This is a genomic window from Metapseudomonas otitidis, from assembly GCF_900111835.1.
Taxonomy (GTDB): domain Bacteria; phylum Pseudomonadota; class Gammaproteobacteria; order Pseudomonadales; family Pseudomonadaceae; genus Metapseudomonas; species Metapseudomonas otitidis.
Window position 1 is genome coordinate 329141 of record NZ_FOJP01000002.1, and the last position, 14479, is coordinate 343619.

Annotated in this window: 16 protein-coding genes; 6 read left to right on the plus strand and 10 right to left on the minus strand. The window is 68.3% G+C overall.

Annotation, left to right across the window (positions count from 1 at the left end):
• Nucleotides 1-16 precede the first annotated feature (16 nt).
• From BM198_RS04005 to BM198_RS04020, 4 genes are read left to right on the plus strand one after another with little or no spacing between them, the layout of a single operon-like run.
• Nucleotides 17-490 carry a flagellar basal body-associated FliL family protein gene (locus BM198_RS04005; protein WP_074967961.1) on the plus strand — a complete coding sequence of 158 codons (474 nt, stop codon included), beginning with the start codon at nucleotides 17-19 and terminating at the stop codon, nucleotides 488-490.
• A gap of 10 nt (nucleotides 491-500) precedes the next feature.
• Nucleotides 501-1235, plus strand: a complete 735-nt coding sequence (locus BM198_RS04010; RefSeq protein WP_074967963.1) for a FliA/WhiG family RNA polymerase sigma factor — start codon at nucleotides 501-503, stop codon at nucleotides 1233-1235.
• Between the two features lie 9 nt (nucleotides 1236-1244).
• The gene (motA, locus tag BM198_RS04015; protein WP_044406983.1) at nucleotides 1245-2117 is read left to right on the plus strand and encodes a flagellar motor stator protein MotA; all 873 of its coding nucleotides are present in this window, start codon (nucleotides 1245-1247) and stop codon (nucleotides 2115-2117) included.
• On the plus strand, nucleotides 2114-3145 hold the full coding sequence (locus tag BM198_RS04020; RefSeq protein ID WP_074967966.1) for an OmpA family protein: 1032 nt from the start codon (nucleotides 2114-2116) through the stop codon (nucleotides 3143-3145). The genes motA and BM198_RS04020 overlap by 4 nt, the downstream gene beginning before the upstream one ends.
• On the opposite strand, the gene BM198_RS04025 is transcribed toward BM198_RS04020, so the two are convergent.
• The 10 genes from BM198_RS04025 to BM198_RS04070 all read right to left on the minus strand — a co-directional run bounded on the left by BM198_RS04025 (nucleotide 3082) and on the right by BM198_RS04070 (nucleotide 12272).
• A complete protein-coding gene (locus tag BM198_RS04025; RefSeq protein ID WP_074967968.1) occupies nucleotides 3082-3588 on the minus strand; it encodes a hypothetical protein in 507 nt (168 codons plus the stop codon). The two genes, BM198_RS04020 and BM198_RS04025, sit on opposite strands and share 64 nt — an antisense overlap.
• Nucleotides 3585-4451, minus strand: coding sequence for a transcriptional regulator (locus BM198_RS04030; RefSeq protein ID WP_167368448.1), 867 nt, complete (start codon nucleotides 4449-4451; stop codon nucleotides 3585-3587). Before BM198_RS04030 ends, BM198_RS04025 begins: the two co-directional genes overlap by 4 nt.
• Before the next feature lie 615 nt (nucleotides 4452-5066).
• Nucleotides 5067-5909, minus strand: coding sequence for a lateral flagellin LafA (lafA, locus tag BM198_RS04035; protein ID WP_074967972.1), 843 nt, complete (start codon nucleotides 5907-5909; stop codon nucleotides 5067-5069).
• Between the two features lie 108 nt (nucleotides 5910-6017).
• Entirely contained in the window at nucleotides 6018-8114 is a 2097-nt protein-coding gene (locus BM198_RS04040) for a flagellar biosynthesis protein FlhA (protein WP_074967974.1), read from the minus strand.
• 3 nt (nucleotides 8115-8117) lie between these two features.
• On the minus strand, nucleotides 8118-9248 hold the full coding sequence (flhB, locus tag BM198_RS04045) for a flagellar type III secretion system protein FlhB (RefSeq protein WP_074967976.1): 1131 nt from the start codon (nucleotides 9246-9248) through the stop codon (nucleotides 8118-8120).
• Nucleotides 9241-10038, minus strand: a complete 798-nt coding sequence (fliR, locus tag BM198_RS04050) for a flagellar biosynthetic protein FliR (protein WP_074967978.1) — start codon at nucleotides 10036-10038, stop codon at nucleotides 9241-9243. Before fliR ends, flhB begins: the two co-directional genes overlap by 8 nt.
• A gap of 2 nt (nucleotides 10039-10040) precedes the next feature.
• A complete protein-coding gene (locus tag BM198_RS04055; RefSeq protein WP_044399931.1) occupies nucleotides 10041-10313 on the minus strand; it encodes a flagellar biosynthetic protein FliQ in 273 nt (90 codons plus the stop codon).
• Nucleotides 10314-10330: 17 nt separating this feature from the next.
• Nucleotides 10331-11077, minus strand: coding sequence for a flagellar type III secretion system pore protein FliP (gene fliP / locus BM198_RS04060; protein ID WP_074967980.1), 747 nt, complete (start codon nucleotides 11075-11077; stop codon nucleotides 10331-10333).
• Nucleotides 11074-11436 (minus strand): FliM/FliN family flagellar motor switch protein, encoded by a 363-nt coding sequence (locus BM198_RS04065; RefSeq protein ID WP_044399925.1) that lies wholly within the window; start codon nucleotides 11434-11436, stop codon nucleotides 11074-11076. The genes fliP and BM198_RS04065 overlap by 4 nt, the downstream gene beginning before the upstream one ends.
• Entirely contained in the window at nucleotides 11433-12272 is an 840-nt protein-coding gene (locus BM198_RS04070) for a FliM/FliN family flagellar motor switch protein (RefSeq protein WP_074967982.1), read from the minus strand. Before BM198_RS04070 ends, BM198_RS04065 begins: the two co-directional genes overlap by 4 nt.
• A 433-nt stretch (nucleotides 12273-12705) precedes the next feature.
• Between BM198_RS04070 and BM198_RS04075 the strand changes: the two genes are divergently transcribed.
• Both BM198_RS04075 and BM198_RS04080 read left to right on the plus strand, forming a co-directional pair.
• A complete protein-coding gene (locus tag BM198_RS04075; RefSeq protein WP_243899404.1) occupies nucleotides 12706-14127 on the plus strand; it encodes a sigma-54-dependent transcriptional regulator in 1422 nt (473 codons plus the stop codon).
• A 17-nt stretch (nucleotides 14128-14144) separates the two neighbouring features.
• The gene (locus tag BM198_RS04080; protein WP_074967985.1) at nucleotides 14145-14474 is read left to right on the plus strand and encodes a flagellar hook-basal body complex protein FliE; all 330 of its coding nucleotides are present in this window, start codon (nucleotides 14145-14147) and stop codon (nucleotides 14472-14474) included.
• The last annotated feature ends 5 nt before the right edge of the window (nucleotides 14475-14479 follow it).

Here is a 14479-nt window from a genome sequence, read left to right on the forward strand (position 1 = left end):
CACCGAGTGAGGTCCCATGTCCACCAACCGCCTGATCCTGCTGATCTTCGTGCTCAACGCCGTGGCCGTCGCCGTCGGCGTTGCGGTCAACCACCTGCTGGTGCAGTCGGCCCTGGCCGCGCTGACCCCGGGTGGCGAGCCCCGCGAGGAGGCCGAGAAGAAGTCCGAGCCCTCCGTCGAGTTCGTCTTCCTGCCGGTGGAGAAAATCATCCTCAGCCTGCCGGGGCGCGAGCGCGAGCACTACTTCGTGCTCGACGTGGTGCTCCAGGGCCCGGCCGGCACCGACAAGAAGAAGCTCGAGCAGGTGGTGCCGATGGTGCGCAGCTCGGTCGCCGCCAACCTCTCCACCCTCCAGGCCGACGAGTTGCGCGCCCTGGGCTTCGAGGCCCTGCGCCAGCGCCTCGAGGAGGGACTCAACGCCGACTTCGCCGCGCGCAATGCCGCCAAGCCCTTCGACAACCTGCTGGTCAGCAAGCTGATCGCCCAATGAGGTCGCCCCCATGCACGCCATTCTTCCGCTCGATACCGACCAACCCGATTTCACCGCCGGCCCGCGCCGGCACTCCGCCGAGGCGGAGCAGCGCTGGCTGCTGCAGTACCTGCCGCTGGTCAAGCGCATCGTCCGCCAGCTCTCGCTCCAGGCCAGCCAGGTGATGGACCGCGAGGACATGGAACAGATCGGCCTGATGGGCCTGCTGGAGGGGTTGCGCCGCTACGGCGAGCCGGATGCGCAGTTCCCGCGCTTCGCCTCCCTGCGCATCCGTGGCGCCATCCTCGACGAACTGCGCCGCCTGGACTGGCGGCCGCGCCAGCTGCGCCAGCAGACCCACCGGGTGCGCGATGCCATCCGCGCCCTGGCCCGGCAACTGGGGCGGGTGCCCCGCGAGGCGGAGATCCTCGCCGCCACCGGGCTGGATTGCGCGGCCTACCAGGAGCACCTGCGCGCCGAGTGCGGCGAGGCCATCGAGAGCCTCGACGTGCTGCTGCAGGAGCAGCACCTGCAGTTTGCCGGCGAGACCCCCGGCCCGGAGGCCCGCGTGTTGCAGGAGCGTCTGCTGAGCCAGGCCCTGGCCCAGCTCAGCGAGCGCGAGCGCCTGGTGCTGACGCTGTACTACCAGCAGGACCTGAGCCTGAAGGAGATCGCCCTGGTGCTCGAAGTCACCGATGCGCGGGTCTGCCAGCTGGTCAAGCAGGCGCTTGGCCGCGCCTGCCAGTTCCTCACCGAAGCCGCCTAGGTCCCGACCATGCAGAAGATCATTGGAAGCCTGATCATCGTGGCCTGTGTTCTCGGTGGCTACGCCATGGCCCACGGCGACATGCGGGTGCTCTGGCAGCCGTCGGAGATGGTGATCATCCTCGGCGCCGCGCTTGGTGCGCTGATCGTCGCCAACCCCAAGGACGTGCTGGTGGAGATGTTCGCCCAGCTGAAGACGGTGTTCACCCAGGGACCTCGCGGCGAGGAGTTCCAGCGCCAGTTGCTGATGCTGCTGTACGAGCTGCTGGAGATGGTCGACGCGGGTGGCCTGAAGGTGCTCGACGAGCACATCGAGGCCCCGGAGCAGAGCGAGCTGTTCGCCCGCTACCCGCTGATCCTGCGGGAGGAGCACCTGATGTTCTTCATTGCCGACAACTTCCGCCTGATGGCCATGGGCAAGATCAGCGCCCACGAGCTGGAGGGTTTTCTCGAACAGGAGTTGGAGGCGATGGAGCACGCGTTGCTGCAGCCCTCCAAGTCCTTGCACAAGGTCGGTGAGGCGATGCCGGGCTTCGGCATCCTCGCCGCGATCATGGGGATCATCATCACCATGGGCAGCATCGGCGGTTCGGTGGCCGACATCGGCAACCACGTCGCTGCTGCCCTGGTGGGCACCTTCCTCGGCATCTTCTTCTGCTACTGCCTGATGGACCCGCTCAGCAACGCCATGGGCCAGCGGGTGAAGACCGAGCTGTCGGCCCTGGAGTGCGTGCGCACCACCCTGGTCGCCCACGTCGCCGGCAAGCCCACGCTGCTGGCGGTGGACGCCGGGCGCAAGCTCATCGAGCAGGACGTCAAGCCGCCCTTCAAGCAGCTGGAAACCTGGGTCAACCAGTACGAAGAGGAGCGCAGCAAAGCATGAGCCGCAGCGGCGACAAGGCCCACGGCCATGAAGTGATCATCAAGCGCAAGGGCAAGAAGGGGCACCACGACGAGCATGGCGGGGCCTGGAAGGTGGCCTTCGCCGACTTCACCCTGGCGATGATGGCGCTGTTCATGGTGCTCTGGATCGTCCAGCCCCAGGCGCGCTCCCAGAGCCCCAGCGCCGGGGAGCTGATGCTCAACCCGATGGTGGATGGCGGTGTCGGCGTGTTCGACGGCACCAGCCGGCTGCCGCTGGACCTGGAAGGCCGCCCGGCTTCCCTGGCCCCGCGCCGCGAGCCACCGAAGAAGCCCGAGGACTCCCCGGCGCCCCGGGCCGAGGCTGCTCCTGCCGAACGCAAGGTGGCCGAACGCCGCCCTGAAAACCCAGTGGCGAAGGGCAAGGATGCGTCCAGGTCGTCCCAGCTGTTCCGCACGGTGGAGGACCTGGAGCGCCTGGCGCAGATGATCCGCGACATGGCCGGCGAGGTGGATGCCCTGGCCAACCTGGAGGTGGACGTGGTGCCCCAGGGCCTGCGCATCCTCATCCACGACGACCAGCGCCGGGCCATGTTCGCCCGTGGCAGCGCACGGCTGGAGCCGCACTTCACCGGCCTGCTGCAGGCCCTGGCGAAGGTGTTGGCGGGGGTGGAAAACCGCCTGATCCTCAGCGGTCACACCGATGCGGTGCCCTATCGGCAGTCCGGCTACGACAACTGGAACCTCTCGGGGGACCGAGCCCTGCAGGCGCGCAATGCGCTACTGGGCGGCGGGCTGCCAGCGCAGCGGCTGCTGCAGGTCGCTGCCCAGGCCGACGTCATGCCGGTGCGGCCCGAGGCACCGGAGGATGGCGCCAACCGCCGCATCGAGATCCTGCTGCTGACCGAACACGCGGAGCGGCTCTATCGGGAGCTGTTCGGCGACAGCTATGCCCAGGCGCGTGTCGGCGCCGGAGGCGTGCGCTATCAGGGGCCTGCCAGCCCCTCCACCGAAGTCATGGGGGGCGGGGTGGGTGAGTCCACCCGGTAGGGGCAGATGACCCGATGGGTCTCGATGCCATAGAAACAACCGGCCACGGGCAGCACATGGACACGTGCCCCGGGCTGGGTATGACGCAGCAGGGTGTACGCCAGCTGGCCGTCCACCCCGTGTGTATCACCGGCCACGCCACCGTGCTCGACCTTCACTTCGATCGCCCCCAGCCAGTCCACTTCCACCCGCCCGGCCACCACCAGCACGCCGGTGCGGTCCTGCTTGATCGTCGAGTAGAAGCGCCCGTCGTGCAGCATCGAGGTGTGGGTGATCGGCATCACCCGGCCATCGGCCAGCACCGCCTCGCCCTGGACCTTGAAGCAGCCGGTGGCGGGCAGGTGGGGCTGGCGCTGCCAGGCGACCAGCCCGGCGCTGGCGAGCAGGGCCAGTGCCACCAGCGGCACGCCCCGTAACAGGGTGCGGTCGAGGCGCCGGATCATTGCAGGCACCTCCGCCACTGCTGGTCGGAGACCCGTCCCACCTGGTCCTGATGGACCATCAGCCAGTTGGCGCGGCCGTCCGGCTGAAGGCAGATCACCTCATAGAAGTCGGCGCTGCTGTACATCAGCAGGTCCGCCGGGCGGCGTGCCACGCGCGCGAGCTGGTCGCGAAAGATCAGGGCATTGCGCTTGAGCTCCGCCAACTGCTGGGCGTTGTCCTCCACCAGGAGGATGTCCAGCTGGCCCAGGCGCAGCGTCTCCGTGGCCATCGCCCGCAACTCCGGCGGCTGGTACACCTGCACCGCACCGATCAGCGACAGCCCCAGCACGCCAGCGCCCAGGGCCACGGGCAGCCGCTGCCGCCAGGAGCGCAGGGTGGGGCGTGCGGGCGCGAAACGTGAGGGGGCGGGCTGCAGCGAAGGCGCAGGGTCTTCCAGGGCCGTCACGGGCGCAGGGACGGCGAGGGGGGCCGGCACGGCCGGCTCCTCGGCGGAGGCAGGCACAGGCTCGGTTTCGTGGGTGATCTGCAGCAGGTAGCCCGGATTGAACATGTAGCCCCGGCGCGGCAGCGTCTGGATGATCTCCCGCTGGCGCTCGTCGTGCAGGAGCTGGCGCAGCGTGTAGATCTGCTGGTTGAGGCTGCCCTGGCTTACCACGCGGTCGTGCCAGGCGTATTGCAGCAGCTCGTCCCGGGAGACCACCTCGCCAGGGGACTGCAGCAGGCGCTCCAGCACCTTGCTGCCGGAGAACCCCAGTTCGATCCGCTCCTCCTGGTCGGCCTGGATCAACGAAAGCTGAAAACGCAGCGGATGGAAGCGGACCTGGCAGTCCGTACGACCGGTTCGCAAGTAGATGCAAGACATGTGGCCTCCACTCATTTTCTTGTTCTTTCCATGGGTAAGCAAAATCCGACATCTCGGTCAGAATTTCGGGGAAGGGCCGGGATGCGGGTGCGATTATTGAGGGTGGAGTCAGGTTTTTGGGAGGTGGTGGCGAGTATTGTCTTTGGCGAAATTTCCTATTGTCAGGTCAGCCTTTAAGGCTGCTTCCTCGGAATGCGAGAAGTAGCGGGTATGTGCGGCGAAATTCGCCAACTGGAAAGGTTTCGTGAAGGCTTCGTTGTGGCGGCTGGAGCGTCTTTGCAATGAGGTGCGTCAGGGCGTAATCGCTCTGAATAAGCCCTTTTGACGGGGGAGGGGCGAAGGGAGGAGGACGTTGCATTCAGGACGGAGGGGGTGAAGCCGGGGAAGACGTGGCTTCTACAGAGTTTGCGATTTTTTCTGTCGGTTTTTTCTCTGTTTCTGCGGTTGTACCGGAATCATTCCGTGCCAAGGGTTTGCGTAACCGGGTTCGGCGCGGATGAGGGGATAAACCGTCCAGCAGGCTCATCCGCCGCCAAAGCAAAAAAGACGCCCCGGTTTCCCGAGGCGTAAAGCCAGGCTCTGCTGGACAGCGCAGGCTGGAGGGGGAGGAACCGGTCAGCCGAGCAGCGACATCACCAGGGAGGGCATCTGGCCGGCCTGCTTGAGCATGGAGATGCCGGACTGCATGAGCATGGTGTTCTTGGTCATGTTGGCGCTTTCGGTGGCGATGTCGGCATCGAGGATGCGGCCGCGCGCCAGGTCGGTGTTGTCCTTCATGTTGGCCAGGTTGTTGGCGGTGTGGTTCAGGCGGTTGATGTTGGCGCCGAAGGAGGCACGCATGCTGCCGATGGCGTCCAGGGTGCTGTCCAGGGCAGTGATGCTGGCGGTGGACTTGGCGTTGTCCTCGAGTGTCAGCTTCGACAGCTCTTCGGTCAGGGTTTTCTTCAGGGTGGCCATGTTGGCGCTGACGTCCAGGGTCAGGGTCTCGGCGGCGGTGGCGCCAATCTGGAAGTTGACCGCCTTGGAGAATTTGCCGGTGTCGGAGAACAGGTTGTCGCCGGCGTAGGTGGTGTTGCCGAAGATGTTTTCCACTTCCTTGGCCAGTTGGTCGAACTCGGCCTGGATGGAGGTGCGGTCCTTGGCGCTGTTGGTGTCGTTGGCCGACTGGGTGGCCAGGTCCTTCATGCGCTGGACGATGCTGGTGATTTCGTTGAAGGCGCCCTCGGCGGTCTGCAGTAGGGAGATGGCATCGCCGGTGTTGCGGTTGGCGACGCCCATGCCGCGGGTCTGGGCATTGAGGCGGGTGGCGATCTGCAGGCCGGCGGCGTCGTCGGAGGCCGAGTTGATGCGCAGGCCGGTGCCCAGGCGTTGCTGGTTGAGGGCCAGGGTGCTGTTGGTGCGGTTCAGGCTGCTCTGGGTGACCAGCGCGGAATAGTTGGTGTGAATCGACAAAGCCATGGGTACTTCCTCTGCAAGTTGCCTGTGTGGCTGGCTGGACTGCCTGCCTGTGTCTGGAAAGCGACCGGCCCGGAGAGCACCTTAAACATCGATTTCCAGACCCCTTGCTCAACCCAGGGTGCCCACCACCTTGAGCCCCACGCGCTCGGGAATCTCGTTCTGCGAGAGCACGTGCAGCCCCGGGCTGAACACCCGTGCGTAGCGCGCCAGCAGCGGGCGCAGCTGTGGCATCACGGTGAGGATCGGCGGGTGGCCCTCGCGGCGCAGGCGCTCCTTCACCGCGGGCATGGCGCCTTGCAGCTGGTTGAGCAGGGCCGGTTCCACGGGGATCGCGTCCAGGCTCACCGGCCCGGCCTGCTGCGCCAGGCTCAGGGCGCCGAGCAGGGTGTTCTCCAGGGCCGGGTCCAGCAGGAACACCCCCAGCTCGCCGCGCTCCCCGGCGATCTGCGCAACGATGGTGCGGCGCAGCGCGTAGCGCGCATCCGCCGCCAGCAGCAGCGGGTCCTTGGTGCTCTCGCTGCCTTCCAGCAGGGCGGTGGCCAGGGTCACCACGTCGCGCAGGGGCACCTCGTCCTGCAGCAGGTGGCGGCAGGCGCGGTGAATGGGGCCGAGGCCCAGCTGGGCGCGCAGGGTCTCGGCCAGCTTGGGCGCCTCCAGGGCCAGGCGTTGCAGTAACAGTTCCACGTCGTCCAGACGCAGCAGGTCCGGCAGGTTCTGGCGGATCACCTTGTTCAGGTGGGTGGCGATCACGCTGGCGCAGTCGATCACCTGGTAGCCCAGGTTCAGGGCGCGGGCCTTCTCGGTGGGCTCGATCCACACCACCTGCATGCGGTACGCCGGGTCGGTGGCGAGGATGCCGTCGATCTCGCCGTACAGCTCGGGGGAGGGGATGGCCATCAGCCGGTCGGCGTGGATCTCGGCGGACTCGATGGTCTGGCCGTTGATCTGGATGCTGTATTGCGAAGCCTTCAGGCGCAGGTTGTCGCGGATGCGCACCTCCGGCAGGAGGAAGCCCAGGTGCTCGGACAGCGACTGGCGCACCCCGCGCACCCGCTGCGGCAGCGGCGCGCCGCCGGCCTCGTTGACCAGCCCCACCAGCTTGTAGCCCAGGGACAGCCCCAGGCGCTCGACGCCGGGCAGGTCCTCCCAGCCCAGCGGCGCGTTGTGCGGGCTGTCCATGGCCAGGGCCAGGGCCTCGGTGCGCTCCAGGGTGTGTGCCTCTTTCGGGGGGGCGCTGCGTGCCACCCGCCAGGCGACGAAGCCCACCAGCGCGGCGAAGGCCAGGAAGGCCAGGTGCGGCATGCCCGGCACCAGCGCCAGCACCACCAGGATGCCGGCCACCGTGGCCAGCAGCGAAGGCGAGGCGAGCAGCTGGCGTTGCACCAGGGCGGTGATGTCGGCGGACTCGTTGACCCGGGTGACGATGATCGCCGCCGCCGTGGACAGCAGCAGCGCCGGGATCTGTGCCACCAGGCCGTCGCCTATGGTCAGCAGGGCGTACTGGCGGAAGGCGTCGCCGCCGCTCATGCCGTGCACCAGCATGCCGATGGCGGTGCCGCCGAAGAGGTTGATCAGCAGCACCAGGATGCCGGCGATGGCATCGCCCCGGACGAATTTCGAGGCCCCGTCCATGGCCCCGTAGAAGTCCGCCTCCTTGGCCACCTCGCGGCGCCGGTCGCGGGCCTGTTCCTGGTTCAGCAGCCCGGCGTTGAGGTCCGCGTCGATGGCCATCTGCTTGCCCGGCAGGGCGTCCAGGGTGAAGCGCGCGGTGACCTCGGAGATGCGCTCGCCCCCTTTGGTGATGACCATGAAGTTGATGATCATCAGGATCACGAATACCACCAGGCCGACGATGAAGTTACCGCCGATCACCACCTCGCCGAAGGCCTCGATCACCTTGCCCGCCGCGCCGCTGCCGGTGTGGCCGTCCAGCAGCACCACGCGGGTGGAGGCCACGTTCAGCGACAGACGCAGCAGCGTGGTGACCAGGATCACCGTCGGCAGCAGGGAGAAATCCAGCGGGCGCTGGGACGAGACGCTGACCATCAGCACCAGGATCGCCAGGCCGATGTTGAAGGTGAACAGCGCGTCCAGCAGCAGCGGCGGCAGCGGCAGGATGATCATCGCCAGCACGCTGAGGATCACCAGCGGGATGCCGATCCGCCCGCTGCGCAGGCTGGCCAGGAAATGGGACAGGGTGGGCATGGGTCAGCCTCGTTTCAACAGGTCGTCGGGAATCGGGAAATGCTGTGGCGGCACCGGCCGCGCGCGGCGGCCCTGGCGCCAGGCGCGCAGTTGCAGGATGTAGTGCAGCACCTGGGCCACCGCCCCGTAGAGCGGTGCCGGGATCTGCTGGTTGACCTGGGTGGTGAAGTACAGCGCCCGCGCCAGCGGCGGCGCCTCCAGCACCTCCAGGCCCCGGGCGGTGGCCAGCTGGCGGATGTACAGCGCCGTCTCGTCCACGCCCCGGGCGATCACGTAGGGCGCCCGCGCCCGGTGCGGGTCGTAGCGCAGCGCCACGGCGTAGTGCTCGGGGTTGACGATGACCACGTCGGCCTGGTCGATCACCCGGGTGATCTGGCGCTGGGCCATCTGCCGCTGCAGCTGGCGGATGCGCCCCTTCACTTCGGGGCGGCCTTCCTGCTGCTTGTGCTCTTCCTTGCGCTCCTGGCGGGTCATGCGCTGCTTGCGCAGGAAGAAGAAACGCTGCAGCGGCACGTCCAGCACGGCGAACACCACGAACACCGTCACCAGCGCCAGCGCCGTGTCGCCCATCAGCCGCAGCGCCCCGGTAATGGCCCCCAGGGTGTCGCCGTGCTGCAGCGCCAGCACCTCCGGCAGGCGCAGGGCGAAGGTGAACCAGGCCACCGCGGCCAGCACCGCCATCTTCGCCAGGGACTTGAGCAGCTCCGTCCAGTTCTGCCAGGCCACCAGCCGGCCCAGGCCCTTGATCGGGTTGAGCCGTGAGCCCTGGGGCTGCACGTTGCGCCAGGCGAACATCCAGCCCCCGGCCAGCAGCGCCAGCGGCACCACCAGCAGCGGCACCACCAGCAACGGCAGCAGCACCCCCACCAGGGTGGCGATGGCGCGGCCGGCCAGCGCCTTCAGGTCGTCCGCGCCCTGGTGGCCGGGCGCCGGCAACTGGTGCACCTCGCGGAACAGCTGCTCCAGGCCGTCGAGCATGCCCGGCAGTGCCGAGCGCAGCGCCAGCACCGCCACCAGCAGGGTGGCGCCGGTGGCCAGGTCGCGGGAGCGGGCCACCTGGCCCTCCCGGCGGGACTTGCGCAGCTTGTGCTCGGTGGCCTCCTCGGTACGGTCCTGGGCGCTGGACTCAGCCATCGCGGGCCTCCAGCAGCAGGTTGCCGAGGCTGTCGAGGGTCGCCCGGGTCAGCTCCAGGTAGTTGCCCGGCAGGCTCGCCAGGGTCAGCGAGAGGCAGGCCAGGCCGATCACCACCGCAGCGGGAAAGCCCAGGGAAAACAGGTTGAGCGCCGGCGAGATGCGGTTGAGCAGGCCGAAGCCGAACTGCACCAGGCTCATGCACACCACCATCGGCAGGGCGATCAGCAGGGCGGCGGCGAACATCCAGCCCAGGCCGCCCAGCAGCGCATCCAGGCCGGCGTAGTGCAGGCCGCTGCCCACCGGCCAGTAGAGGAAGCTCTTGTACAGCACGCTGACCACCAGCAGGTGCCCGTCGATGGCCAGGAACAGCAGCATCAGCAGGATGAAGTAGAGCTGGTAGATCGCCGAGCTGGAGGACACGCCGTTCAGCGGGTCGTTGTACACCGCCATGCTCAGCCCCAGCAGGGTCGAGACCAGGTCGCCCACCAGGCTGAACACCGCGAATACCAGTTGCAGGCTCAACCCCAGCAGCACGCCCACGGCGATCTGCTCCAGGGTCGCCAGCACCCCGGGGGCCGACAGCGGCTCCAGCGTCGGTGCAGGCGGCAGCACGCCGCCCAGGGCCCCGGTCAGCACCAGCGCCAGCAGCACCCGGGCGCGCACACTCAGGGCGCGGTGGCCGAAGCCCGGTGCCGTGGCGAACAGCGCCAGGGTCCGGCACAGCGGCCACCAGTAGCGGGCCAGGCCTTCCAGGGCGGTGGTGGCCTGCAGCAGGGGATCGCCGGCCATGTTCAGCCCACCAGCCGCGCGGCCTGGCGGAAGGACTCGATGAACAGATCACCGAGCCGGGTGAGGATCCAGTGCCCGGCCAGCACCAGCATCCCCAGGGTGATGAGCAGGCGCGGCAGGAAGCTGAGCATCTGCTCGTTGATCTGCGTGGCGGCCTGGAAGATGGCCACCACCAGCCCGCCCAGCAGGCTGGGCACCACCAGCACGCAGACGATCAGGGCGATCACCTCCACGGCGTGGGCGATGATGGCGACGGCGGTATCGGGGGTCAGCATGGCGTGCTCCTCGTCCGTCAGTAGGGCTGCACGCTGCCGGCGAGGGTGCCCACCGTCAGCGCCCAGCCATCCACCAGCACGAACACCATGAGCTTGAACGGCAGCGAGACCATCATCGGCGAGAGCATCATCATGCCCATCGCCATCAGCACGCTGGCCACCACCAGGTCGATGACCAGGAACGGCACGAAGAGCATGAAGCCGAGCTGGAAGGCGGTCTTCAGCTCGCTGAGCACGAAGGCCGGCAGCAACAGCAGGAAATCCACCTCCTCGCGGCGCTCCGGCAGGGTCTCCCCGGCCAGCCCGGCGATGGCCTCCAGGGAGGCCTCATGGGTCTGCGCCAGCATGAAGCGGCCGAGGATGTCGCGGCCCTTGCCGAGGGTTTCCTGCAGGGTCAGTCGGTCCTCCTCGAAGGGCAGGTAGGCCTCGTCGTGCAAGGCCTGCCACACCGGCCGCATCACCAGCAGCGTGAGCACCAGGGCGATGCCCACCAGCACGTTGTTCGGCGGGCTCTGCTGCAGGCCCATGGCCTGGCGGAGGATGGACAGCACGATGATGAAGCGGGTGAAACAGGTCATCAGCATCAGCATGGCCGGCAGCAGGCCGAGCAGGCTCATGAGGATCAGCACCTGCAGCTTGACGCTGAAGTCCTGCCCGCTGGGGGTGTTCTCCAGGCTGAACAGCGTCAGTTCGCCGCCGGCCGCACCCGCCAGCCCCGGCATCATCGCCAGCACGGCGATGAGGGTGCGCAGCCGGCCGCTCATGCGGTCAGCCCCTGGAGCGGGTTGCCGGCCAGTTCGAGGATGCGCAGGCCGTAGTTGCCGTTCATCACCACCACTTCGGCCTTGGCGAACAGCGCGCCGTTGACCTTCACGTCCAGCGGCTCGCCGGCGAGCTTGTCGAGGATGATCACGCTGCTGGCGTCCACATCCAGCAGCTCGTTCAGGGCCACCTCCACCGAGGCCACCTCCAGGGTGACGTTGACCGGGATCTTGCCGAAGAAGCGCAGGTCCGGCGCGGTGGCGGCGGCGGTCACCGGAGTGACGTCATCCAGCGGGCCCAGGGCCAGGGCATCGTTCGCCAGCAGGGCGCCGTCGTCGTTGTCGAGCGGGGTGTCGTTCATGCGGATTTCTCGCTTTCCAGGAAGGTGAGGAAGAGGGTGCCCTGGTCATCGAACAGGGCGCCGCGGAACAGCTTCTGGCGGTTGATGCAGACGTCGACCCGCTCCTCCATGCGGATCAGCATCACATCGCCCACCTGCAGCCCCAGCACGTCGGCCAGGGACAGGCGCGCCCGCGCCAGCACGCAGTCCAGGCGCACCGGCAGGTGCTGGATGGCCCGGGCCGGGTCGCCCAGCTGGCGCGGTGTGGTCGGCGCCGAGACCCGGCGGATCAGTTCGTCCGTCCAGGCCGCGTCCAGGTAAAGGCGCAGGTCGCCGGGGCGCTGGCTGAGGTGGCTCAGGTAGCGCAGGGTCACGACGTACTCCCAATGCACCTCGGCGTAGCTGTCGTGCTGGCGCTCCAGCGGGCCCGGTGCGTCACCGGCCAGCAGTGCCTGGCCGAGGCGCGACAGCACCTGGCCGCCGATCCGCTCGCGCATGCGCGCCTCCGAGCTGCTTTCCGGCGGCAGTTCCTGGTTGGCCGGCGGCGTGCCGCCGTAGTAGCTCTCCAGCACCTCGCCCAGCAGGCTGCGGTCGATGCCGAAGCCCAACTGGCCGATGGGGGACTGGTAGATGCATTCGGGCGGCGTCTCGACCTGCTCCTCCACCTGCACCTCCTGCAGCTCCAGGTTCAGGCGGTAGTGGCCGAGGAAGTAGTCGCTGACCAGGCGCGGGTAGCGGAAGGCGGTGTCCCGCACGTAACCCGGGATCCGGTGGTAATGCCGACCCAGCTTCTGCGGCTGCAGGGTCGTGATGCATTCGGCAGACACGTCGTTATGGATTTTTCGGCTTGTGTTCATGGGCATCCTCTGCGGCCGTTCGGGCGCCAGGTTCTTTAGGAAACCTGGCAGAGCGTTGTCGGTCCTTTCGCAGCGGATGCCTGGATCGCAGGTCGCGGCCCGGTTTTATCCGGGCGTTGCAGTAAAGAAGGCTCCTGCATCCGCGTGCGATTCGGATACTAGGAGCCGGCGAAGAAGGCTTTAAATCAATTGATCTCAAAAACCCCGCATTGATGAATTCTTGTCGTGACTGACAGGAAATAAGGCCATTTGTGTGTGGACTTTTCTGATGCGGTGCTAGCGTCGTTTCCAGGCCAACGAGTCGACGCCCTTGCGTCCTCCCGAGCCCTCCGATCCATCACCTACCAACAACAGGCGAACACGCCCGGCGTCGATCCGACGCCAGGGCGCGGGGACGACTGCGCCCCGAGGTTTCGCGAACAGGACGTTTCGAATGGGGGTTACCACCGTGAACATGATGAGCGCTCTCCGCTTTCCCGGGTCCGACCCGCTGCCGGGGCCGGACCGGCCCGATGCCGCCGCCTGGCGCCAGGCACTGGTGATCGGCATGCCCTGGAGCGAGCACCACGCACCGCTGCTGGAGGCCCTGTGCCTGGGCGGCTGCGAGGTGCGCACCGCCCTCGACCTGGCCCAGGCCCGCGACCAGCTGCGCGACGGCGGCCTGGCCTTCCTGCTGCTGGGGGACCTGCCCGTCGAGCAGACCTGCCAACTGGCAGGCGAGCTGCTGCAGCGCCACCCGAACCTGACCCTGGTACCGGTGGTGGGCTACGCCGACCAGGAGCGCGCCGCCGCCCTGCTGGAGCTGGGTTGCACCGACTACCTGCTGGCGCCCTTCGGCGATGGGCAGGTGGAGGCGCTGCTGTGCCGCCTGGCGCGTGCCGCGCGGGCCGACCAGGGCTTCGTCACCCGCTCGCGCACCGGCCGCCGCCTGCTGGCCCTGGCCCAGCGCATGGCGCTGTCGCGTACCCCGGTGCTGATCACCGGCGAGACCGGCACCGGCAAGGAGCTGATGGCGCGCTACGTGCACCGTTTCTCCGCCACCCCGGATGCGCCCTTCGTCGCGGTCAACTGCGCGGCGATTCCCGAGTCGATGCTCGAATCCATCCTCTTCGGTCATGAGCGTGGCGCCTTCACCGGCGCCGTCAGCGCCCAGCCCGGCAAGTTCGAACTGGCCAACGGCGGCACCCTGCTGCTGGACGAGGTGGGCGAACTGCCCCTGGCGTTGCAGGCCAAGCTGCTGCGGGTGCTGCAGGAGCAGCGCGTCGAACGCCTGGGCGGGCGCCGCGAGATCGAGCTGGACGTGCGCATCATCGCCGCCACCAACCGCGACCTGCAGACCGAGGTGGCCGCCGGGCGCTTCCGCGCCGACCTGATGTTCCGCCTCGACGTCCTCGCTCTGCACATCCCGCCGCTGCGCGAGCGCCCCGAGGACGTGCTGCCCCTGGCCCAGGCTCTGCTGGCCAAGCACGCGCCCCAGGACGCCGGCCGCGAACTGCTCACCGCCGAAGCCAGCCGCCTGCTGCTGCAGCACGACTGGCCGGGCAACGTGCGCGAGCTGGAGAACTGCCTGCAACGCGCCCTGGTGCTGCGCAACGGGCTCTACATCCAGCCCGGCGACCTGCGCCTGCAGGGCGCCCAGCCGGTGCCCCGCGATGCCCTGCGCGGGCTCGGCCTCGACGAAGGCGGACGTGCGGCCCTGCGGGCCAGCGCCAAGCTCGCCGAGTACCAGCACGTGATCGACACCATCCGCCGTTGCGGCGGCCACAAGAGCAAGGCGGCGGCCAGCCTGGGCATGACGCCCCGGGCCCTGCGCTACCGCCTCAGCGCCATGCGCCAGCAGGGCGTGGTGCTTTGAACCGGAAGGAGACCGCCATGCCCAGCATCGCCAGCGTCCAGCAGCACCTGCTGGACCTCCAGCACACCCTGGCCGAGGCCAGCCGCGGTGGAGTGTTGCCTGCCAGTCCCTTGCCCGAGGGGCTGTCCCCCGGCCCGGCGGACAGCTTCACCGCCGCCTTGCGCGCAGTGGACGCCCAGCAGCACGCCGCCGGCCAGGCCATGGCGGCGGTGGACAGCGGCCGCAGCACCGACCTGGTGGGCGCCATGTTGCAGAGCCAGCGGGCCAGCGTGTCCTTCAGCGCGCTGCTGCAGGTGCGCAACAAGCTGGCCACCGCCTTCGACGACATCATCCGCATGCCGGTGTGATCCGG

Excerpts from the sequence above, each read along its gene's own strand:
- BM198_RS04005 (WP_074967961.1), top strand. The coding sequence starts at position 17 with ATGTCCACCAACCGCCTGATCCTGCTGATCTTCGTGCTCAACGCCGTG.
- BM198_RS04010 (WP_074967963.1), top strand. The coding sequence starts at position 501 with ATGCACGCCATTCTTCCGCTCGATACCGACCAACCCGATTTCACCGCC.
- motA (WP_044406983.1), top strand. The coding sequence starts at position 1,245 with ATGCAGAAGATCATTGGAAGCCTGATCATCGTGGCCTGTGTTCTCGGT.
- BM198_RS04020 (WP_074967966.1), top strand. The coding sequence starts at position 2,114 with ATGAGCCGCAGCGGCGACAAGGCCCACGGCCATGAAGTGATCATCAAG.
- BM198_RS04025 (WP_074967968.1), bottom strand. The coding sequence starts at position 3,588 with ATGATCCGGCGCCTCGACCGCACCCTGTTACGGGGCGTGCCGCTGGTG.
- BM198_RS04030 (WP_167368448.1), bottom strand. The coding sequence starts at position 4,451 with ATGTCTTGCATCTACTTGCGAACCGGTCGTACGGACTGCCAGGTCCGC.
- lafA (WP_074967972.1), bottom strand. The coding sequence starts at position 5,909 with ATGGCTTTGTCGATTCACACCAACTATTCCGCGCTGGTCACCCAGAGC.
- BM198_RS04040 (WP_074967974.1), bottom strand. The coding sequence starts at position 8,114 with ATGCCCACCCTGTCCCATTTCCTGGCCAGCCTGCGCAGCGGGCGGATC.
- flhB (WP_074967976.1), bottom strand. The coding sequence starts at position 9,248 with ATGGCTGAGTCCAGCGCCCAGGACCGTACCGAGGAGGCCACCGAGCAC.
- fliR (WP_074967978.1), bottom strand. The coding sequence starts at position 10,038 with ATGGCCGGCGATCCCCTGCTGCAGGCCACCACCGCCCTGGAAGGCCTG.
- BM198_RS04055 (WP_044399931.1), bottom strand. The coding sequence starts at position 10,313 with ATGCTGACCCCCGATACCGCCGTCGCCATCATCGCCCACGCCGTGGAG.
- fliP (WP_074967980.1), bottom strand. The coding sequence starts at position 11,077 with ATGAGCGGCCGGCTGCGCACCCTCATCGCCGTGCTGGCGATGATGCCG.
- BM198_RS04065 (WP_044399925.1), bottom strand. The coding sequence starts at position 11,436 with ATGAACGACACCCCGCTCGACAACGACGACGGCGCCCTGCTGGCGAAC.
- BM198_RS04070 (WP_074967982.1), bottom strand. The coding sequence starts at position 12,272 with ATGAACACAAGCCGAAAAATCCATAACGACGTGTCTGCCGAATGCATC.
- BM198_RS04075 (WP_243899404.1), top strand. The coding sequence starts at position 12,706 with ATGGGGGTTACCACCGTGAACATGATGAGCGCTCTCCGCTTTCCCGGG.
- BM198_RS04080 (WP_074967985.1), top strand. The coding sequence starts at position 14,145 with ATGCCCAGCATCGCCAGCGTCCAGCAGCACCTGCTGGACCTCCAGCAC.